The organism is Caulobacter sp. FV2ps19 (assembly GCF_058681035.1).
The window spans coordinates 2,946,117-2,964,548 of the sequence record NZ_CM178729.1 but is presented as its reverse complement, the minus strand read 5'-3'; the positions used below and the strand labels follow the sequence as shown (position 1 = coordinate 2,964,548).

Annotated in this window: 17 protein-coding genes; 10 read left to right on the top strand and 7 right to left on the bottom strand. The window is 65.9% G+C overall.

All coding sequences use genetic code 11. From position 1 onward, the window contains the following. Nucleotides 1-46 precede the first annotated feature (46 nt). On the bottom strand, nt 47-1,111 hold the full coding sequence (locus ACW18B_RS14090) for an alpha/beta fold hydrolase (RefSeq protein ID WP_492047654.1): 1,065 nt from the start codon (nt 1,109-1,111) through the stop codon (nt 47-49). An 82-nt stretch (nt 1,112-1,193) separates the two neighbouring features. Between ACW18B_RS14090 and lipA the strand changes: the two genes are divergently transcribed. Next, nucleotides 1,194-2,171, top strand: a complete 978-nt coding sequence (lipA, locus tag ACW18B_RS14085) for a lipoyl synthase (RefSeq protein WP_492047653.1) — start codon at nt 1,194-1,196, stop codon at nt 2,169-2,171. Nucleotides 2,172-2,173: 2 nt separating this feature from the next. Continuing rightward, entirely contained in the window at nt 2,174-2,629 is a 456-nt protein-coding gene (locus ACW18B_RS14080; protein WP_492047652.1) for a type II toxin-antitoxin system RatA family toxin, read from the top strand. A gap of 108 nt (nt 2,630-2,737) precedes the next feature. Here the strand turns inward: ACW18B_RS14080 and ACW18B_RS14075 are convergent, their stop codons facing one another. Genes ACW18B_RS14075 through ACW18B_RS14065 form a run of 3 tightly spaced genes read right to left on the bottom strand, consistent with a single transcriptional unit; the run spans nt 2,738 to nt 5,536 of the window. Next, nucleotides 2,738-3,853 carry an FUSC family protein gene (locus tag ACW18B_RS14075; protein WP_492047651.1) on the bottom strand — a complete coding sequence of 372 codons (1,116 nt, stop codon included), beginning with the start codon at nt 3,851-3,853 and terminating at the stop codon, nt 2,738-2,740. 1 nt (nt 3,854) lies between these two features. Then, on the bottom strand, nt 3,855-4,346 hold the full coding sequence (locus ACW18B_RS14070; protein ID WP_492047650.1) for a CinA family protein: 492 nt from the start codon (nt 4,344-4,346) through the stop codon (nt 3,855-3,857). 38 nt (nt 4,347-4,384) lie between these two features. After that, on the bottom strand, nt 4,385-5,536 hold the full coding sequence (locus ACW18B_RS14065) for a bifunctional 2-C-methyl-D-erythritol 4-phosphate cytidylyltransferase/2-C-methyl-D-erythritol 2,4-cyclodiphosphate synthase (RefSeq protein ID WP_492047649.1): 1,152 nt from the start codon (nt 5,534-5,536) through the stop codon (nt 4,385-4,387). A gap of 99 nt (nt 5,537-5,635) precedes the next feature. On the opposite strand from ACW18B_RS14065, the gene dusB reads away from it, so the two are divergent. The 8 genes from dusB (at nt 5,636) to hflX (ending at nt 15,486) form a co-directional block, all read left to right on the top strand. After that, nucleotides 5,636-6,643 carry a tRNA dihydrouridine synthase DusB gene (gene dusB / locus ACW18B_RS14060; RefSeq protein WP_492047648.1) on the top strand — a complete coding sequence of 336 codons (1,008 nt, stop codon included), beginning with the start codon at nt 5,636-5,638 and terminating at the stop codon, nt 6,641-6,643. After that, nucleotides 6,640-7,755 carry a two-component system sensor histidine kinase NtrB gene (locus tag ACW18B_RS14055; protein ID WP_492047647.1) on the top strand — a complete coding sequence of 372 codons (1,116 nt, stop codon included), beginning with the start codon at nt 6,640-6,642 and terminating at the stop codon, nt 7,753-7,755. Before dusB ends, ACW18B_RS14055 begins: the two co-directional genes overlap by 4 nt. 2 nt (nt 7,756-7,757) lie before the next feature. After that, complete coding sequence (locus ACW18B_RS14050; RefSeq protein WP_492047646.1) at nt 7,758-9,179, top strand: sigma 54-interacting transcriptional regulator; 1,422 nt, start codon at nt 7,758-7,760, stop codon at nt 9,177-9,179. A 57-nt stretch (nt 9,180-9,236) separates the two neighbouring features. Next, a complete protein-coding gene (locus ACW18B_RS14045; protein ID WP_492047645.1) occupies nt 9,237-11,477 on the top strand; it encodes a sensor histidine kinase NtrY-like in 2,241 nt (746 codons plus the stop codon). Continuing rightward, nucleotides 11,474-12,862 carry a nitrogen assimilation response regulator NtrX gene (ntrX, locus tag ACW18B_RS14040; protein WP_492047644.1) on the top strand — a complete coding sequence of 463 codons (1,389 nt, stop codon included), beginning with the start codon at nt 11,474-11,476 and terminating at the stop codon, nt 12,860-12,862. The genes ACW18B_RS14045 and ntrX overlap by 4 nt, the downstream gene beginning before the upstream one ends. Beyond that, nucleotides 12,863-13,726, top strand: a complete 864-nt coding sequence (locus tag ACW18B_RS14035) for a D-amino-acid transaminase (protein ID WP_492047643.1) — start codon at nt 12,863-12,865, stop codon at nt 13,724-13,726. It begins immediately after the preceding gene. 165 nt (nt 13,727-13,891) lie between these two features. Next, entirely contained in the window at nt 13,892-14,140 is a 249-nt protein-coding gene (hfq, locus tag ACW18B_RS14030; protein ID WP_013079113.1) for an RNA chaperone Hfq, read from the top strand. An 11-nt stretch (nt 14,141-14,151) separates the two neighbouring features. Beyond that, nucleotides 14,152-15,486 carry a GTPase HflX gene (hflX, locus tag ACW18B_RS14025; protein WP_492047642.1) on the top strand — a complete coding sequence of 445 codons (1,335 nt, stop codon included), beginning with the start codon at nt 14,152-14,154 and terminating at the stop codon, nt 15,484-15,486. Between the two features lies 1 nt (nt 15,487). On the opposite strand, the gene mazG is transcribed toward hflX, so the two are convergent. From mazG to ACW18B_RS14010, 3 genes are all read right to left on the bottom strand, one after another. Further along, on the bottom strand, nt 15,488-16,306 hold the full coding sequence (gene mazG, locus ACW18B_RS14020; RefSeq protein WP_492047641.1) for a nucleoside triphosphate pyrophosphohydrolase: 819 nt from the start codon (nt 16,304-16,306) through the stop codon (nt 15,488-15,490). After that, nucleotides 16,278-17,660: an MFS transporter gene (locus ACW18B_RS14015; RefSeq protein ID WP_492047640.1), complete on the bottom strand. Its 1,383-nt coding sequence runs from the start codon at nt 17,658-17,660 to the stop codon at nt 16,278-16,280. Before ACW18B_RS14015 ends, mazG begins: the two co-directional genes overlap by 29 nt. 69 nt (nt 17,661-17,729) lie before the next feature. Beyond that, a complete protein-coding gene (locus ACW18B_RS14010) occupies nt 17,730-18,227 on the bottom strand; it encodes a hypothetical protein (RefSeq protein WP_492047639.1) in 498 nt (165 codons plus the stop codon). Nucleotides 18,228-18,432 lie beyond the last annotated feature (205 nt).

Genomic DNA, 18,432 nt, shown 5'->3' with positions numbered 1-18,432 from the left:
CGTTGGGTCGACTCTGCCGGGGAAGGTCCGGCTTTGCAAGAAAGAGTCACAAAGCGTGATGCGGGGCGCCGCCCAGCCTGGCTTTCGCGGCGATGCGGGCGTGGATGAAGCGCTCGATTTCCGCAAGCCAGACCTCGCGCACGGCGTCTGATTCCATATGGAGATCATGGCGACCCGCCTTGAAGTTCACGTCAGCACAGGCGGGCAGGGCGGCGCAGGTCTTGATCGCCAGCGCGGGCGGCGCCACGCGATCCTGGCCACCGCGTAACAGCAGGACGGGCGTCCTGACCCTTCCGGCTTCGGCCCGGGCGCGGTTTGAAGCCTCGAAAAAGGCCGCCAGCCAGCCCAGACTGGGGGATCCCATGCGCAGGTCCGGATTGGCCGTCAGCCAGGCCTGTTGCACCGCGCCGCGCGTGCGGTCAGCGGTGAGACCCGCCTCGAAGCCGTCGGGCCCGTCACGACGCCAGCCGGCCTGGCCGGGCAGTTTTAGCCATCCCAGCCTCAGGCGATGAGCCCAGAGGGCGATCTGGGCGGTCTGCTCCGCCGATCGCGGCAGGTTTGCAAGTTCGAACGCCGGCGAGGACAGGATTAGGCCGTCGCTCGGCAGGCCGGTCTCGGCGGCGCGCAAGGCGACGAGGCCGCCATCGGCGTGCCCGAGGACGACCAGTGGCTTATGACCTTGCGGTCGGATCACGACCTCGACCAACGCGCGGACTGCGGCCACGTCAGGATCAAGGCTGTCGGCATGGCCCAGATCGCGCCAGGGCGTGGCGCGTTCGGATCCCCCCTGGCCCTGCCGTTCCAGCACCCACACCGTGTAGCCGTCCGCGTTCAGGCGTCGCGCGGTCTCGAACCACTTCTCCGCCGGCTCGCCATAGCCGGTCAGGATCAAAACGGTCGCGCGCGGCGCCACCGGCGGCGTTGAGACGCCATAGCGCTGGACCCGGCCGTTTCCGACCCGCACATAGCCCCAGGCCCAGCTGTCCGGGGCAAAGAACCTTGGCGTGATTGACGGCGGGATGCGGCTCTCGGCGAAAGGCGCGCGTGTGCCGCTGTCACCGCAACCGGCAAGGCTCGCAAGGAGCAGGAAAACGAGGAGGCGGCGACGCATATGGACCACTCTTTTCGCGCCTTCGCGTCTTATGCAAGATCGCGTGCTTGATCCGGAGGGCAAGACGTCCGATTTAGGGCCCATGGCCACGGTGATCGACACACTGACGGCGCGGAACTCGGACGACCGGGCGGCGCGCCATCCCGAAAAGCAAAACCGCCCGGATACGCCGGTGCTGCGCAAGCCCGAGTGGCTGCGCGTCCGCGCGCCGGGCTCACCGGGTTACAACGAAACCCGCGGTATCGTCCGGGACCACAAGCTGACCACGGTCTGCGAGGAAGCGGCCTGCCCGAACATCGGTGAGTGCTGGAGCCAGAGGCACGCCACCATGATGATCATGGGCGAGATCTGCACGCGGGCCTGCGCGTTCTGCAATGTCAGCACCGGACTTCCCAATGCCTTGGACGCCGACGAGCCACGCCGTGTGGCCGAGGCTGTCGCCAAGATGGGCCTCAAGCACGTCGTCATCACCTCGGTTGATCGTGATGACCTGGCCGACGGCGGCGCCCAGCACTTCGCCGAGGTGGTTCTGGCCATCCGCGCGGCCGCGCCGGGCACGACCATCGAGATCCTGACGCCGGACTTCCTGCGCAAGGACCGCGCCGAGAACGTCGTGATCGACGCCCGGCCCGACGTCTTCAACCACAATTTGGAAACCGTGCCGCGGCTCTATCTCAAGATCCGCCCCGGGGCCCGCTACTACAATTCCCTGCGCCTGCTGGAGCGGGTCAAGGAACGTGACCCGACCCAGTTCACCAAGTCCGGCCTGATGGTCGGTCTGGGTGAGGCCAAGGAGGAGGTCATGCAGGTGATGGATGACATGCGCTCGGCCGGCGTCGATTTCATCACCATCGGCCAGTACCTGCAGCCCACGCGCAAGCACGCGGCCGTCGACCGTTTCGTGACCCCCGAAGAGTTCAAGGCCTATGAGGCGATCGCCCGGGCCAAGGGCTTCCTGATGGTCTCGGCCAGCCCCCTGACCCGCTCGTCCCATCACGCCGGCGACGACTTCGCCAAGCTGCAGGCCGCGCGCCGCGCCCTCGACGCCCGGACCGCCTAGGCTTGCACCGTCACGTCGTCACGCGGGTCTTGCCCTACGCGCCCGAGCAACTGTTCGCCCTGGTCGGCGATGTGGAGGCCTATCCCAGCTTCGTGCCGTGGATCACAGGCATGAGGACCTGGAACGCCCGGCAAGACGGCCCGGTCAGCACGGTCGACGCCGAAGCGCAGGTGGGCTTTTCCTTCCTGAAGGAGAAGTTCGCGACCCGGGTGCGCCGCGACGCGGAGCATCTGACTGTCGATGTCAGTCTGCTGTATGGCCCGTTCAAGCGGCTCTCAAATCAATGGAAATTCACGCCGAAAGGCGCTGAAACCACAATAGAATTCGTGATCGATTTCGCCTTCAAGTCGCGCATGCTCGACGCGCTGTTGGCCGCCAATCTGGATCGTGCGGCCGACAAGCTGATCGCCTGTTTCGAGGCGCGAGCTCGCGAGATCCACGGCGCCCCAGCCGCCTAACGATCGTGGCCGTGGGATGTCATGACGGCGTTGAAAGCGACGATAGATCATCGTGTTGGCGCATCTTCTCAAGATGGATATCGCCGCCGTTGGCACCCGAATAGCGGGTCAGTCCGGCGCGCTCTTTCGCTCTTCCAGGCGATCGGCAAGATCGCCCAGGTTGGCGTGCAGGTTTTCGATCGCGAAGGCGAGACCGAAGACACGCGCCGCGTCGTCGAACGGCAGGGTGCGGATCGCGCCCTCGGCGCGCAGCGACTCGATCGCCGCCTGAAAGGTGAGGTGCGCCTCTGAAAAAGCTATGCGATCAGGGCGTTCGCCGCCCGAGATCAAGCCCGCGGTCTGGGTCAGGAAGATCCTGGCGGCGTCAATCATCGCCGCCGCGGGCTCTCTGAGGCTGACAATGGGGACGGGCTGAGCCAGGGCGCGACCGATCATCACGATGTCATTGCGCTGCCGCCAAAGGGTGCGCGGCAGGGCTTCCGGCGCGGCGCGGAGGCTGAGCCGGGAAGCGGTTTCCCGATCCGCCTCCACCATGGCCGTCTGCAGCTTGGCCATCGCCGCGCGATGGGCGTCATAGGTATCGGCCGTGAGGAGGTCGCTGGGTTGGCCGCGTAGCTGCGCTGCGTAGTGAGTCAGGAGTCGGGCGTTCAGATCAGCGATCTCGCGCACCCGCTCGACGACGGCGCCATGGGCGCGGGCCGGGAAGATCAGCAGGGTGGCGGCGACGCCGACAAGACTGCCGACGGTGATTTCAATCACGCGATACAGGGCTGCTGTCAGCGGTTCCATATGGGTCGTCGTGCCGATCAACATGATCACGGCGGTGATGGGGGCGGCCTTCAGTTGAGGGCGGATGGCGGCGAGTAAGGCGAGCAGGGCCACCGTCACGCACAGAATGAGCCCGCCAAACTGTGGCCAGCGGATGTGCAGATAGGCTGCCGCCGCACCGGTCGCGGCGCCGACCAGGGTGCCCATGAACCGTTCGATCGCCGCCGTGATCGTGCCGCCGATACTGGTCTGAACCACGATGACCGCGGTGAATACCGCCCAATAGCCCTGCGGCAGGCGCAGCAGGGTGGCCAGGGCGAAGGCCGCACCAACGGCGGCTGAAACGCGGATAGCGTGGCGGATCTCGCTCTTTCGCGCCGCCGCAGCGGCGAGGGCGCTCTTGGACAGGCCCGCGCCGACGAACCGCCGCCAGTCGGAAGGCGCGGCTTCCGGCACGCTAAGCCACCGCCTCGCGCAACATCTCGAGTGCGACGCGAACGGCGGCCAACTGCACGGCTTCGCGCGTCTGGCCGTCGAATGTCTCGTGACGATGAACGACCGAGCGGTTGGCGCGGGCGACGGCGAAATGCACGGTGCCCACGGGCTTCATCGGCGTGCCGCCGCCCGGGCCGGCGATCCCCGTGATCGAGACCGCCACGTGACCGTTGCTGTTGGCCAGCGCCCCTTCGGCCATCATGCGCGCTACGGGCTCCGACACCGCGCCATGGTCGGCGATCAGGTCGCCGGGCACGCCGATCATCTCGGACTTGGCCCGGTTGGTATAGGTGACGAATCCACGCTCGAAGACGTCGGACGCGCCCGAGATCGCGCAGATCGCTCCGGACACCAGCCCGCCCGTGCAGCTTTCGGCCGTGACCAGTCTGAGGGATTTGTCCCGGGCCTCGGCCACCAAAAGTCTGGCCAAGGTCTCGATCTCTAGGGGAAACATGCGGCTCTCCAGGGGATTTGCAGACCAGCCTATACCGTTCAGGCGGGAGTCTCGACCGCGACGACGGCCTGGGCCGCCAGGCCTTCGCCCCGGCCGGTGAATCCCATCTTCTCGGTCGTGGTCGCCTTGACGCTGACCCGGTCGAGCGGTAGGGCCAGGATCTGCGCCAGACGCTCACGCATCGCAGCGCGGTGCGGCTTGATCTTGGGGCGCTCGCAGATCAGCGTCACATCGACATTGATGATCACGCCGCCCCGGGCGCGAACCAGGTCGGCGGCATGGATCAGGAACATGTCGGACGCCGCGCCTCTCCATTGCGGATCCGTCGGCGGGAAATGGTCGCCGATATCGCCTTCGCCAATCGCGCCCAAGAGGGCGTCGGTCAGGGCATGCAGACCAGCATCGGCGTCGGAGTGACCGATCAGGGTTTCATCATGGGCGATTTCGACGCCGCACAGCCAGACCGACTCGCCCGGTCCCCAGCGGTGCGCGTCGAAGCCCTGGCCGATGCGGGTGATCCGGGCGGCGCCCGCCAGTCGTTCGGCCATGGCGAAGTCCTCCGGATAGGTCAGTTTCATCAGTAACGGATCGCCCGGCGCGAGGGTGACATGACCGCCGACCGCCTCGACCACCTGGGCGTCGTCAGTCGGCTCACGGTCGTCAGGCCAGGCCGCGTAGGCGGCCACCAGCGTGTTGCGTCGGAAGGCTTGGGGAGTCTGGGCGCGCCACAGATTGTCGCGAGGAGCGGTCGTCAGCGCCGCGCCGGGCTGGCTGAGTTTCAGGGTGTCGGCCACGGGGAGAGCGGGGAGGGCCCCGTCCGACGCGTCTAGGGCGCTGAGCAGGCCCTCTATGGTTCCCAGGGTCACGAAGGGGCGTGCCGCGTCGTGCACCAGCACCGGTTCGTCGAGTGGACGTTCCGACAGGGCGGCCAGACCCGACTGAACGGACAGGGCTCGCGTTGCGCCGCCCTTGGCGACGTTCCAGCCGTCCAATCCCGTCAGCACCTCGGTCAGGGCCACGGCGCCGTCGTCCGAGGTTACGATGACAATCTTCGCCGCCCCGGCGGCAAGGAAAGCCTCGACGGACCAGCGCAGAACGGGTTTACCCGCCAGCGGCCGCCACTGCTTGGCCTGGCCAGGGCCGGCCCGAGTTCCGGAACCGGCAGCGACAATCACGACGGAAAAGGTCATGGCCGGTGTTTAGTCTGGCGGTCGCGCTTGTCCAGTCGATCCGGGCTTTACTGCAGCGCACAATGTGCCTAAAAAGGCAGCGATGGGGATGATTACAAAATGAGCAGTGCGCTCAGAGTCGGTGGGGTGGAAGTTCCCGGGCGCGTCTGGATCGCGCCGATGACGGGCGTTTCCGATCTACCTTTCAGAGAGACGGCCACGGCGCTCGGCGCGCCCTATGTGGCGACCGAAATGGTGGCCTGCGCGGAATTCGCGCGGGGGCGCCCTGATGTGGTGCGCCGCGCCGCCGTGGGCGAAGGGCTGCCGCTGATGGTGGTTCAACTGGTGGGGCGTGATGTGGAACTCATGGCGCGGGGCGCGCGAATGGCCGCCGAAGCCGGCGCGGACATCGTCGATCTGAACTTTGGCTGTCCCGCCAAGGAAGTGTCCGGCGGCCAGCAGTGCGGCTCGGCCTTGATGCGCGATCCGGATCTGGCGGAGGCCCTGGTCGCCGCTGCGGTCGAGGCCGTCAACGTTCCGATCACCGTGAAGATGCGATTGGGCTGGGACGATGGCGCCCGCAACGCCGCCGACATCGCGCGCCGCGCCGAGGCGGCCGGCGCCAAAGCGATCACGGTTCACGGCCGAACGCGCAGTCAGTTCTACAAGGGTGTCGCGGATTGGTTTGCCGTCGCTGCGGTCAAGGCGGCGGTCTCGATCCCGGTGTTGGTGAACGGCGATATTGTCGATGGCGTCAGCGCGCGGATGGCGCTGGAGCAGTCAGGCGCCGATGGCGTGATGATCGGACGGGGCGTCTATGGACGTCCATGGATCGCCACGGCCATTGAGGCCGCGCTTGAAGGGCGAACCTTCGTCGAGCCGGACGCCGACGAGCGCCTGGCGATCGCGCTGACCCATTTTCGTCGCAGCCTGAATTTCTATGGCCAGCCCTTGGGTCTGAAGATGTTCCGCAAGCACCTTGCATCCTACATCGAGGCGGCGCCGTGGCCTGACAGTCCCGAAGCACGCCGCGCTGCGCGGGCTTCGCTATGTCGGCTTGAAGATCCGGAACAGGTTGAGCAGGCCCTGACACGGCTTTGGCTGGAAGACCGGAGGATCGCCGCATGACCGATCATGCCCGCGTTTATGGCGGCAAGGGCCCCGACGCCCTGAAGTCGGCGGCTTTCGATCTCAGTCCCGAACCGGCCCTTGTCGTCGATCGCGAAGGCGGCCTTGTCGCCGTCAACGAAGCGGCCGAGGCCTTGTTTGGCCATGGGCTGTCGCTGCTGGCGCGAGGACGTTTCCGCGCGGCGCTGCCGCCGGGCTCCGTGCTGGTCGCCTTGCTGGACCGCGCCATCTTCGAAGGCGCGCCGGTGCGTGAACATGGCGTGGAGGTCAATCTCTTCGGCCAGCCGCCGTTTGAAGCCGATGGCGCCGCAGCGCCGCTCGGCGACGGCTCGGTCTTGCTGACGCTGCATGTGAAGGGCGTTCTGGGCGTTGATCGTGGCGCGGATGCGGCCGGGCTTCGTTCGGTTGTCGGCCTGGGCAAGATGCTGGCCCACGAAATCAAGAACCCTCTGGCGGGCATTCGCGGCGCGGCGCAATTGTTGAAGGCGGGCGCCCCGGCGGCCGACCAGCCGCTGGCGCAGTTGATTGTCGATGAGACCGATCGCATCCGGCGACTGGTCGATCGCATGGAAGCGTTCTCGGAAAATCTCCCGACACCGCGCGAAGCCGTCAATATCCACCAGGTTCTCGACCGGGTCCGGGCGCTGGTCGCCAACGGCGTCGCCGATGGCCTGGCGCTGCGAGACAACTATGATCCGTCATTGCCGCCCGTCTGGGGCGATGAAGATCACCTGATCCAGATCTTCCTCAACCTCGTGAAGAACGCGGCTGAGGCCGCCCACATGCGCGGCGACGGGCGCGGCGCGATCGCGATCAATACCGCGTGGCGGCCCGGCGTGCGGATGCGCGGCGCGGACGGCAAGGCCACCAGCGGCGCGCCAATCGAGATCCGTGTCCAGGATAATGGCCCGGGCGTGCCCCAGAGCCTGCGCGAGCATCTTTTCCAGCCCTTCGTCACCACCAAACCCAATGGCACGGGCCTAGGCCTGGCCCTGGTCACCAAGCTGGTCACCGCCCACGGCGGTTTGATCGATTTCGAGTCCGAGCCTGGCCGCACCGTATTTCGCGTGCTGTTGCCCGTGGCGCCTGAACCTTCCGTCGGAGACGCGTGAGTATGAATGCCGCCAGCAAGAAGATCCTGATCGCTGACGACGACTCGTCCGTGCGACTTGTCCTCAGCCAGGCCTTCACACGACTGGGCTATCAGGTGCGGGCGACAGGCAACGCGACCACCCTGCTGAAGTGGGTCATGGATGGCGAGGGCGACCTTGTCGTCACCGACGTGATGATGCCCGACGAGAACGTCTTCGACGTCCTGCCGCGCATCCGCAAGGAACGGCCCAAGCTGCCGATCATCGTGATGAGCGCCCAGAACACCCTGCTGACCGCGGTCAACGCCGCTGACGCCGGGGCGTTCGAATATATCTCCAAGCCTTTCGACCTGGACGATGTCACGGCTGCGGCGCGCCGGGCCCTGTCGCGTCCCGCCGACGCCGAGGCCTCCAAGGCCCAGGCCCGCGCCCTGCGCGATGAACGCCTGCCGCTGATCGGCCGCTCGGCGCCGATGCAGGAAGTCTATCGCACCATCGCCCGACTGGTCGGCGCGGACCTCACGGTGCTGATCCTCGGCGAAAGCGGCACCGGCAAGGAGCTGGTCGCCCGCGCCCTTCACGAACTGGGTCGTCGTCGCGACGGCAAGTTCGTGGTCATCAATCTGGCGGCGGTGCCGCGAGAACGGGTTGAGACCGAGCTCTTCGGGCGTGGCGAGGGCGATTTGGGTCGGCTGATCGAGGCTGACGGCGGCACCCTGTTCCTCGACGAGATTGGCGATATGCCGCTCGACGCCCAGACCCGTCTGTTGAGGGTGATCGACGGCACCGAGCCGGTGCTCAATCCCAAGACCGGCCGCCGCCCGAACGTGCGGATCATCGCCGCGACCAATCGGGATCTGCGCGGTCTGATCCAGCAGGGTCTGTTCCGCGAAGATCTGTTCTTCCGTCTCAATGTGGCCCCGGTGCGCTTGCCGCCGCTGCGCGACCGCACAGAGGACATCCCCGATCTGGCCCGCACCTTCCTGCTGCGCGCCCATCGGGAAGGCCTGCCGGCCAAGACGATTGATTCCAGCGCCCTGGACCGCCTGAAGGCCCACTCCTGGCCAGGCAATGTCCGCGAGCTGGAAAACCTCATCCGCCGCATGTGCGCGCTCTATGCCGAGGAGCTGATCAGCGCGCGAATCGTCGACCGTGAGCTGCAGGATCACACCCCCGCGACGCGATCGGAGGAGGGGCCTTTGACGCTATCGATGCTCGTGGAGCGCCACTTGGCCGGCCATTTCGCCGACCAGCCGGATGGCGTGCCTGCCGCGGGGCTCTATGACCGCGTTCTGCAGGAGGTGGAGCGCCCGCTGATTCAGCTCACCCTGTCGGCGACGCGGGGCAACCAGGTGCGCGCGGCGGAGATTCTGGGCCTGAACCGCAACACCCTGCGCAAGAAGATCCAGGACCTCGGGGTCGAAATGACCCGCGGGCGGCGTTGAAGCTTATTTGGCACATAGCTGTTGAATTTAGGGCACACCCGGATTTAGACTGACTCAATGGCGTCAGTCGTGTCCGACATCGGGTTCGAAGGCCCGCCGGCCCCGTTCAGTCGGGTCTGGTGGCGGGAGCGCCTTCGGTCGCGCTATGTGATTGGCGGGGTTTACGCCCTGGCCGTGATCTTGACGGTCACCGGTGTGGCGCTTGCCTCGTCGCCGCCCAAAAGCGGTCCGATCAGCCCCGCCAGCACCGCCATCCTCGTCGTTCTCGGCTTCAACCTCGTCCTCATTCTCGGGGTCGCGACGGTGGTCGGCCTGCGACTGTTCGAGATGATCGATGCGCGGGCCCATGACGCCGGCGCGCGTTTGCACCTGCGCTTTGTCGGGCTGTTCTCGCTGGCCGCCGTGGCGCCGGCCGTGATTGTGGCGCTGTTTTTCGGCGTTCTGGTCAATCGCGGCGTCGAGGGCTGGTTCAGCCAACGGGTCCGAACCGTCGTCGAGAACTCGGCCAAGGTGGCCAATTCCTATGTCGCCGAGCAGGTCAAATATATTAGCGAAAACATCCGCCCGATGGCGGCCAGTCTGAATGAGGCGGCGCCGGCGCTGTCGCAATCGCCGGTCGCCTTTGGGCACTACCTTGCCGATGAGACCAAGGTCAGCGGCTTTTCCGCGGCCTATGTGCTCGACCGCGATGGCCGCATCCTCGCCCGCGCCGAGTCGCCCGAGGCCCCCCCGTTTCTCGCGCCGCCGCCCACCACCTTTCAGGGCACCGACACCGGCGAGGCGATCGCCCAGCGCTTCGTGTCCGCCGACCTTTTCAGAGCCCTCTATCGCCTCAAGGCCTTCCCGGACGCCTATCTGTATGTGGTCCGTCCGATCGACACCGGCATCCTCGCTCACCTGATCGAGGCAGAGGAATCGCTGATCTCTTATCGCGACGCCGAGCGAAGCCGAGTCCGGATCCAGGCCATCTTCGGCCTCAGCTATGCGGAGACGGCGCTTCTGGTGCTGGTCGCGGCTGTGTGGGTCGGAATCGCCGCCGCCAACTCCATCGCGGGCCCCGTTGCGGGATTGGTGGAGGCGGCGGGGCGCGTCTCGGCGGGGGATCTCGATGCGCGCGTCGACACTGAGGTCGGGCCAGACGAGATCCGGGCCCTGTCCAACGCCTTCAACATGATGACCACCGATCTCCAGGTTCAGCAGGCTGCCCTGCGAACCGCCAGTCTGGACGCCGAGACGCGGCGTCAGTTCATCGAGACCGTGTTGTCTGGCGTCAGCGCGGGGGTTGTCAGCCTCGACCCGCAGGGGCGCATTTCGGCGCTGAACCGCCGCGCTGTAACGCTGCTGAGCTTGCAGGAAGACGCCGTCGGCCTGGATCTGATCGAGGCCGCGCCGGAGTTCGACGTCGTCATCGAGGCCATTCTGGAGGGCAGATCTGACGCCGAGGTCGAGGTCGATCTGGTGCGGGAAGGGGAAACCCGTCGCCTTCGCGTCCGCGGCGCCGGGCAGGTGGCCGAGGGCCTGGTTCTGACCTTCGATGACATTACCCGATTGGTCGCCGCCCAGCGAAACGCCGCCTGGAAGGACGTTGCGCGGCGCATCGCCCACGAGATCAAGAACCCGCTGACGCCCATCCAGCTCTCGGCGGAGCGCATTCGTCGGAAATATCGCAAGGAAATCACCAGCGATCTGGAGACCTTCGATCGTTGCACCGACACCATCATTCGCCAGGTTGGCGATATCGGTCGCATGGTCGATGAGTTCTCGGCCTTCGCGCGGATGCCCGCACCGCGCTTCGAGCCGGCCAATCTCACCGAAATGCTGCGCCAGAGCGTCTTCGCGCAGCGGTTCATTGATAATGAGATCGAGGTTGTGCTTCAGGAAACGGGCGAGGATGTTCTCATAACCTGCGACGCCCGGATGGTCGGCCAGGCGCTGACCAACATTCTCAAGAATGCCGGCGAGGCGGTCGCGGCCCGGCGAATGGCGAGTCCTGAGCCCCAGGGGCTGATCACCGCGACACTCGTGGACGACGACGAGGATCTCTGCGTGATTGTCGAGGACAATGGCGTTGGTTTGCCGGTCCGCGATCGTGATCGCCTGACTGAACCCTATGTGACGACCCGCGAGAAAGGCACTGGCCTTGGCTTGGCGATCGTCAAGCGGATCATGGAGGACCATGAGGGAAGCCTCGTCCTCACAGATGCCCGCGAAGCGCCCGGAGCCCGGGTGATCATGAGATTTCCGAAGAGCGCGCGCCTGTCTGTCGCGACGCTCGAGGGCGTTGAGGAGATGATATGAGCGCTGACGTGCTTGTCGTGGACGACGAAGCCGACATCCGCGACCTCGTGGCCGGAATCCTGGAGGACGAAGGATACGCTGTTCGGACCGCCGCAGATTCCAACCAAGCCTTGGCGGCTTTGCGCGCTCGCAAACCCGCCTTGTTGGTCCTGGACATCTGGATGCAGGGCGGCGGCATGGACGGGCTGGAATTGCTCGACATGATCAAGGGGCTGGATCCTGACCTGCCGGTGATCATGATCTCCGGTCACGGCAATATCGAGACCGCCGTCAGCGCCATCAAGCGGGGCGCCTATGAGTTTCTGGAAAAGCCGTTCAAATCGGATCGCCTCCTGCTGGTGATCGAGCGCGCCCTGGAGGCGGCGGGCCTCAAGCGCGAGAACCGGCGCTTGCGCGCCCAGAGCTTCACGTCGGATGGACTGATGGGCAAGTCGGCCGCGGCCCAGGCCCTTCGACAACTCATCGCCAAGGTGGCTCCGGCCAACAGCCGGGTTCTGGTCTCGGGGCCGCCAGGATCGGGCAAGGAGCTCGTGGCGCGGTTGATCCACGGCGCCAGCGCCCGGGCGCGGCAGGAGTTCATGGCGGTCAGCGCGGCGGGCATGGCGCCGGAGCGTCTCGACGTCGAGCTCTTCGGGGAAGAAGGCGAGGGTGGCCGTCCGCGCAAGATCGGCGTGTTCGAGCGCGCCCACGGCGGCACGCTTTATCTCGATGAGGTGGCGGACATGCCGCGCGAGACCCAGAGCCGCATCCTGCGGGTTCTGGTCGAGCAACGCTTTAGACGGGTCGGGGGAGACAGCGACGTTCAGGTCGATGTTCGGGTGATTTCCTCCACCTCGCGCGACCTTCGCGACGAGATTGCCGCCGGCCGGTTCCGCGAGGATCTGTTCCATCGTCTGAACGTGGTGCCCGTGCGGGTTCCAGGCCTGTCGGAACGTCGCGAGGACATTCCGGAGCTGATCAGCTTCTTCATCGACCGTATCGTGGAGGCCACAGGCCTGCCTCGCCGTCGGCTGGGCGACGACGCCCTGGCGACGCTTCAGGTGCAGACCTGGCCCGGCAATGTCCGTCAACTGCGAAACAACGTCGAGCGCATGCTGATCCTGGCGACCGGCGAGCCCGATGACCTGATCACCGCCGAAATGCTGGCGGGGGCGGAGCAACCTTCCGCCGGCCATGCGGGGGCGATCGGCGCCGAGCGGATCATCGCCCTGCCACTGCGCGAGGCGCGGGAACTGTTTGAGCGCGAATATCTGAACGCCCAGATCTTGCGCTTTGGCGGCAATATTTCACGGACAGCCAATTTCATCGGCATGGAGCGTTCGGCCTTGCACCGGAAGCTTAAGTCCCTCGGCGTCGCTGGCGCCCGCGCGGACGAGGACGAATAGATGTCGCGCTTTGCCTATGTGAACGGTCGCTTTCTGCGTCACGGCGAAGCCGTCGTGCACATCGAGGATCGCGGCTACCAGCTGGCCGACGGCGTCTATGAGGTTTGGGCGGTCTTCGACGGCAAGTTGGTCGACGCGGAGGGGCACTTTGCCCGGCTTTGGCGGAGCCTTGATGAACTGCGCATCACTCACCCGATGGGACAGGCGGCGCTGACCTGCGTGCTGCGCGAGGCGGTGCGCCGCAACTTGGTCCGCGATGGTCTGGTCTATCTGCAGGTGACGCGCGGCGTAGCGCGTCGGGACCATGCCTTTCCCAATCCGGCCGTGGCGCCGTCGATGGTCGTGACCGCCAAGTCGACGGATCGCGATCAGGCTGAACGCAAGGCGGCTCAGGGCGCTGCGGTGATCAGCGTTCCCGAGAACCGTTGGGGGCGTTGCGACATCAAGTCGGTGGGTCTGTTGCCGAACGCCCTGGCCAAACAAGCCGCCCGGGAACGTGGCGCTCTGGAGGCCTGGTTTGTCGACGACCTGGGACTGGTCACCGAAGGGGCCTCGTCCAACGCCTGGATCGTCGACGCCGAGGGCAATCTGCGCACCCGCGACGCCAATGCCAATATCCTGCGCGGTGTGACGCGTTCCACCTTGTTTGAGGTGATCCGCGAGACCGGTCTTCCGATCAACGAGAAGCCGTTCACCATCGCCGAGGCGCAAGCGGCGCGCGAAGCGTTCATCACCGGAGCCGGGGCGCTGGTCATGCCGATCGTCAAGGTCGATGGCGTCAAAATCGGCGATGGCGCGCCCGGACCTATAGCAACGAGGCTCCGGCGTCTCTATATCCAGCGCGCTCGCGAGAAGGCTGTCTGACCAATTTGCAAAAACGGCTCAAACGCGTGGTGGGAAAGAGCGCGTTTTCGACGCAGGGCGCACTTTCACGCTGAATGATGATCGCGTTCGGCGAAAAATGATCTAGCATGTACTTGTTTGTGTGGAGGGTGCTTTGCCCTCCGAAACAATAAGAGGGGAACCCCCATGTCGGCCGAGAAGAAACAAAACCTGCAGGACACGTTCCTGAACAGCGTGCGCAAGTCCAAGACGCCGCTCACCATTTTCCTCGTCAATGGCGTCAAGCTCCAGGGCGTTGTCAGCTGGTTTGACAATTTCTGTGTCCTGCTTCGCCGCGATGGCCAGTCGCAACTGGTCTATAAGCACGCCATCTCGACCATCATGCCGGCTCAGCCTGTCCAGCTGTACGAGCCGAGCGCCGACTCCGACGATTGAATTAGAGACGCTTGTCCAAATCTTCAAAATCCGTAGATCACGCCACGCCGGTTCTTAAGGCGTTCGTCGTCCACCCGGTTCGTCCCAAGCGGGGCCAGTCCGCCATCGAAGCGCGCGATCCGCAAGCGCGCCTCGAAGAGGCGGTCGGCCTCGCCGAGGCGCTTGACCTCAATGTCGTGGAGACGGCGATCGCGCCCCTGCGCGTGGTCACGCCGGCCACCCTATTCGGCAAGGGCAAGATCGAGGAGTTCGCGACGATCTGCGAGGTCGAGAAAATCGATGTCGCGGTCTTTGACGACCAGTTGACCCCGGTCCAGCAACGCAATCTGGAGCGGGGTCTCAACGTCAAGGTCGTGGACCGGACGGGCCTGATCCTTGAGATCTTCGCCCGCCGTGCTCGCACGCGCGAAGGCAAGCTGCAGGTCGAGCTGGCGCGCTTGGACTATGAGCGTTCGCGCCTGGTCCGGACCTGGACCCACCTGGAACGCCAGCGTGGCGGCACCGGCAATACGGGCGGCCCTGGGGAAACCCAGATCGAGCTCGACCGTCGCCTGATCGCCGACAACATCATCAAGCTGAAGCGCGAGCTGGAAGAGGTGCGGCGTACGCGGACCCTGCACCGCAAGGCGCGCAGCAAGGTCCCGTACCCGACCGTCGCGCTGGTCGGCTACACCAATGCCGGCAAGTCCACCCTGTTCAATCGGCTCACCGAGGCGAACGTGCTGGTCAAGGACATGCTGTTCGCCACGCTGGATCCCACGCTGCGGACGGTGAAATTGCCCGACGGTCGCCCGGCGATCCTGTCCGATACGGTGGGGTTCATTTCCGACCTGCCGCACGAACTGGTCGAGGCGTTCCGCGCCACCCTGGAGGAGGTACAGGAAGCCGACGTCGTGCTGCATGTGCGCGACATCGCCAATCCCGACAGCGCCGCCCAGGCGCGCGATGTCGAGACGGTGCTGGCCGATCTCGGCGTCACCTTCGACGACGGCAAGACCATCGTCGAGGTGTGGAACAAGATCGATCTGGTCGCCGAGGAAGATCGCGAAGAGGTCGAGGGCAATGCACGCCGGCTAGGCGCTGCGGCGGTTTCGGCCGTCACCGGCGATGGATGTCCCGAACTGCTCAAGCGGATCGGGGCGCTGATCGATGATACGCCTCCTGTCGCCATTCGTCTGGGGGCAAGCGACGGCGAGGGTCTAGCCTGGATCTATCGCAATGGCCGCGTGATCAGCCGGGAAGATGAGGCGCAGGGCGGGATCGTCATCGTCGCGCGTCTTGACGCCCAGGCCCTGGGGCGCTTCGAGCGTCAGTTCCCGGACGCCTTCGTGATGGTCGCCAACTAGCTTAGCGCTTTTTCTCGTCGGCCTTGGCGGCGTTCCAAAGTCCGTCCATCTCGGCCAGATCCGATTGGTCTGGGGTGCGACCGTCCTTCGCCAGGGCTGCCTCGATATAGGCGAACCGCCGGCTGAACTTGGCGTTGGTGGCGCGCAGCGCGTCTTCCGGTTCGACATCGAGCTTGCGGGCCAGATTGGCGCAGACGAAGAGCAGGTCGCCCAGCTCCTCGCGGGCTTTGGCCTGGTCGCCGGCCGCGATCTCGACCTCCAGTTCCGCGATCTCCTCGCGCAGCTTGTCCAGAACTTCGTCGGTCGATGGCCAGTCAAAGCCCACCCGGGCCGCGCGCTTGGTAAGCTTCACCGCGCGGGTCAGGGCCGGCAGGCCGGCGGGCACGTCGTCAAGCACGCCCGTCTTGGCCTTGGCCCGGCGCTCCTGCGCCTTCAGGGCCTCCCAGCCCGACGTCTGGGCGGCCTGGTCGTCATAGGTATGGTCGCCGAAGACGTGCGGGTGCCGGCGGATCATCTTGTCGGAGATGGCGGCGGCGACGGCGGCGAAGTCGAACGCGCCCTGTTCTTCTGCCATGCGCGAATGGAAGACCACCTGCAGAAGCAGGTCGCCCAGCTCTTCCTTCAGGTCGCTCAGATCGCCGCGCTCGATGGCGTCGGCGACCTCATAGGCCTCTTCAACCGTGTAGGGCGCGATGCTGGCGAAGGTCTGTTGCTGATCCCAGGGGCAGCCGCCGACAGGATCGCGCAGGCGCGCCATGATCCCGAGCAGGGCAAACAACGGATGGTCGGGGTCATTCGGCAGGGGCGGCGAGGGCGGCATTCTGATCCGGTTCGGGCTCGTGGGCTGACCGCGCCGCCGCATCGCGCGCCGCGAGTTGGCGCTGGATCTCGGCGACGCGAGTCGCGTCGAGCGGATAGCGTAGCATCACGACCGCGACGACAAGCCCCAAGGCGGCGGGCACGACTGAATAGAGAGAGATCAGGGCGACGTCGCCGGTGGCGGAGGGCAGCTTGGGGTCGAAGCCAAGCAGGGCGAGCAGGGGGAAGGCTCCAATCGCCAGGGCATGTCCCAGCTTCATCGTGCCATTGACGATCGCATAGAGAAGTCCGGTGCGGTCGACGCCGCTGGCCAGGCGTTCCTCGTCGCCGATGTCCGCCATCATCGACCGGACCAGCAACGGGGCCGCCGAATAGGGGAGGCCGGCCAGGATCAGCACCAGCGCCCCAGCCCATGTGTTTCCGGCCGGGGTCACCACGGCGAAGACCTGCACGATGGCGTAGACGACCGACGCCACCGCCAGGGCGTGGTGCTTGCCCAGTCGCTTGGCCAGCATCGGCCAGATCGAGGCGCCAGCCAGGGCCGAGATGAAATACAGCAGAAGCAGCAAACCCGCCTGGGTCTTGTCGAAGCCCTTGATGCGCTCGAAGAAAAAGAAGAACAGCGCGCCTGCGATACCAGGAGCCAGGCCCATCAGCAGGTCCGCGAGGAGCAGCTTGCGCACGGAACTCCGCTTGAGCAGAGCCAGATACTGCGTCAGACCCGAGGCGTGCCGGATTGTCGGCGCGGCCGGCTCGCCCACCGCGCGCGTCGCCAGCAGCACCGACAGCGGGATCAAAAGCACGATGAACCAGCCCATCGAGCGGATGCCGGCGGCATGGTCCCCCTTGAAGGCATAGGCCATGATCGGCGGCAGGGTGAGCACCAGGATCATGCCCACGACGTTGCCGGCTTGCCACCAGCCATAGACGCGCGATCGTTGCGCGTAGTCGGTCGACAGCACTGAGGCCCAGGCGGTGTGCGACAACACGACCATCGAATAGCCGGCATAGGTGACGACCAGCCAGAACCACAGATAGATCGGCCCGATTCCCGGCTGGGCCATGAACAGGGCGAAGGCGCCGATCATCACCAGCGGCGAGCCCATGACCAGCCAGGGCCTGAATCGGCCCCAGCGGGTGCGGGTTCGATCCATGAGGCCGCCGATGAACGGGTCGAAGAGGATGTCGATCAGACGAACGATCAGAAACGCCGCCCCCACCGCGCTGAGCGACAGGCCAAGGTCGCTGGCGTAGAACTCGGGGAGGTACACAACAAGGGGCAGGCCCAGCGCCGAGATCGGCAAGCAAGGCGCGGCGAAAGCCGCCAGGGACCACGACGATCGTCGATCGGCCATTGCTCAGTGTCCTCCCAGACCGGCGGGTTGGTTCCCGCCTCTTGACTTCAAATGTCGTATCCAGCCGCGTCAGCGGTCGTCATATTGGTCCTTGGCCAGCCGGTCCGCCAGCCTGTCGAAGGCCCGGTCGGCGTCGCTCCAGGTCGTGCTGGTGCTGGCCCAGCGGATGTCGCTCTCGTACCAGCTGTAGTGAACGGGGATCCGAGCGCCAGACGACGCCCGGTATTCGCCGCTGATGCGGGCGCCGCCGACGCCGAAACTGGAATAGGACAGTCCTGGCTTGACGCTCATTTGCCGCTGCGTAGGGCGGTTGGGTTTGGCGTCTTCGATCACCAGGTCCAGCACGCCGCCATCCGGACGAAGCGCGCCTGCGCTGTCCAGGGCCTTTTCGACAGACTGCTTGAGCTCTCCAGTCAGGTACTGGATCTCACGGTCGTCGAGGATTTCGGTTTTCCTTGCCAGGTCTGACCCAAGGGTCACGTGGACCACCGAGACAACAGGCGCCGCCTGGGCCGGGACGGCGGTGACCGCCAGGCCCAGGGCAAGGATCGCGAGCGAGGCTCTCATCATTGACACTCCGAAACTGATCCTTTCGCAAACTGTGCGTCGATCCGTCGGAAAACGCCAGCGCTGGATCAACCCATTCCAAACGTTTGTTCGGGTTGGCGATGCGCCTGGGATCGGGCCCACCGGAACCGGTTTCTGCACCCCTGGGCTCGGCGACGAACCGACCCAATGTCTTTCAAGCGTCACATTGACGGTCTTGGACGCA

What these genes read in the sequence shown, in the direction of transcription:
- dusB (WP_492047648.1), top strand. Translation starts at nt 5,636, where the DNA reads ATGAGCAGTGCGCTCAGAGTCGGTGGGGTGGAAGTTCCCGGGCGCGTC.
- ACW18B_RS14090 (WP_492047654.1), bottom strand. Translation starts at nt 1,111, where the DNA reads ATGCGTCGCCGCCTCCTCGTTTTCCTGCTCCTTGCGAGCCTTGCCGGT.
- ACW18B_RS14035 (WP_492047643.1), top strand. Translation starts at nt 12,863, where the DNA reads ATGTCGCGCTTTGCCTATGTGAACGGTCGCTTTCTGCGTCACGGCGAA.
- ACW18B_RS14065 (WP_492047649.1), bottom strand. Translation starts at nt 5,536, where the DNA reads ATGACCTTTTCCGTCGTGATTGTCGCTGCCGGTTCCGGAACTCGGGCC.
- ntrX (WP_492047644.1), top strand. Translation starts at nt 11,474, where the DNA reads ATGAGCGCTGACGTGCTTGTCGTGGACGACGAAGCCGACATCCGCGAC.
- mazG (WP_492047641.1), bottom strand. Translation starts at nt 16,306, where the DNA reads ATGCCGCCCTCGCCGCCCCTGCCGAATGACCCCGACCATCCGTTGTTT.
- ACW18B_RS14045 (WP_492047645.1), top strand. Translation starts at nt 9,237, where the DNA reads ATGGCGTCAGTCGTGTCCGACATCGGGTTCGAAGGCCCGCCGGCCCCG.
- ACW18B_RS14015 (WP_492047640.1), bottom strand. Translation starts at nt 17,660, where the DNA reads ATGGCCGATCGACGATCGTCGTGGTCCCTGGCGGCTTTCGCCGCGCCT.
- ACW18B_RS14070 (WP_492047650.1), bottom strand. Translation starts at nt 4,346, where the DNA reads ATGTTTCCCCTAGAGATCGAGACCTTGGCCAGACTTTTGGTGGCCGAG.
- lipA (WP_492047653.1), top strand. Translation starts at nt 1,194, where the DNA reads ATGGCCACGGTGATCGACACACTGACGGCGCGGAACTCGGACGACCGG.
- ACW18B_RS14050 (WP_492047646.1), top strand. Translation starts at nt 7,758, where the DNA reads ATGAATGCCGCCAGCAAGAAGATCCTGATCGCTGACGACGACTCGTCC.
- ACW18B_RS14010 (WP_492047639.1), bottom strand. Translation starts at nt 18,227, where the DNA reads ATGAGAGCCTCGCTCGCGATCCTTGCCCTGGGCCTGGCGGTCACCGCC.
- hfq (WP_013079113.1), top strand. Translation starts at nt 13,892, where the DNA reads ATGTCGGCCGAGAAGAAACAAAACCTGCAGGACACGTTCCTGAACAGC.
- ACW18B_RS14055 (WP_492047647.1), top strand. Translation starts at nt 6,640, where the DNA reads ATGACCGATCATGCCCGCGTTTATGGCGGCAAGGGCCCCGACGCCCTG.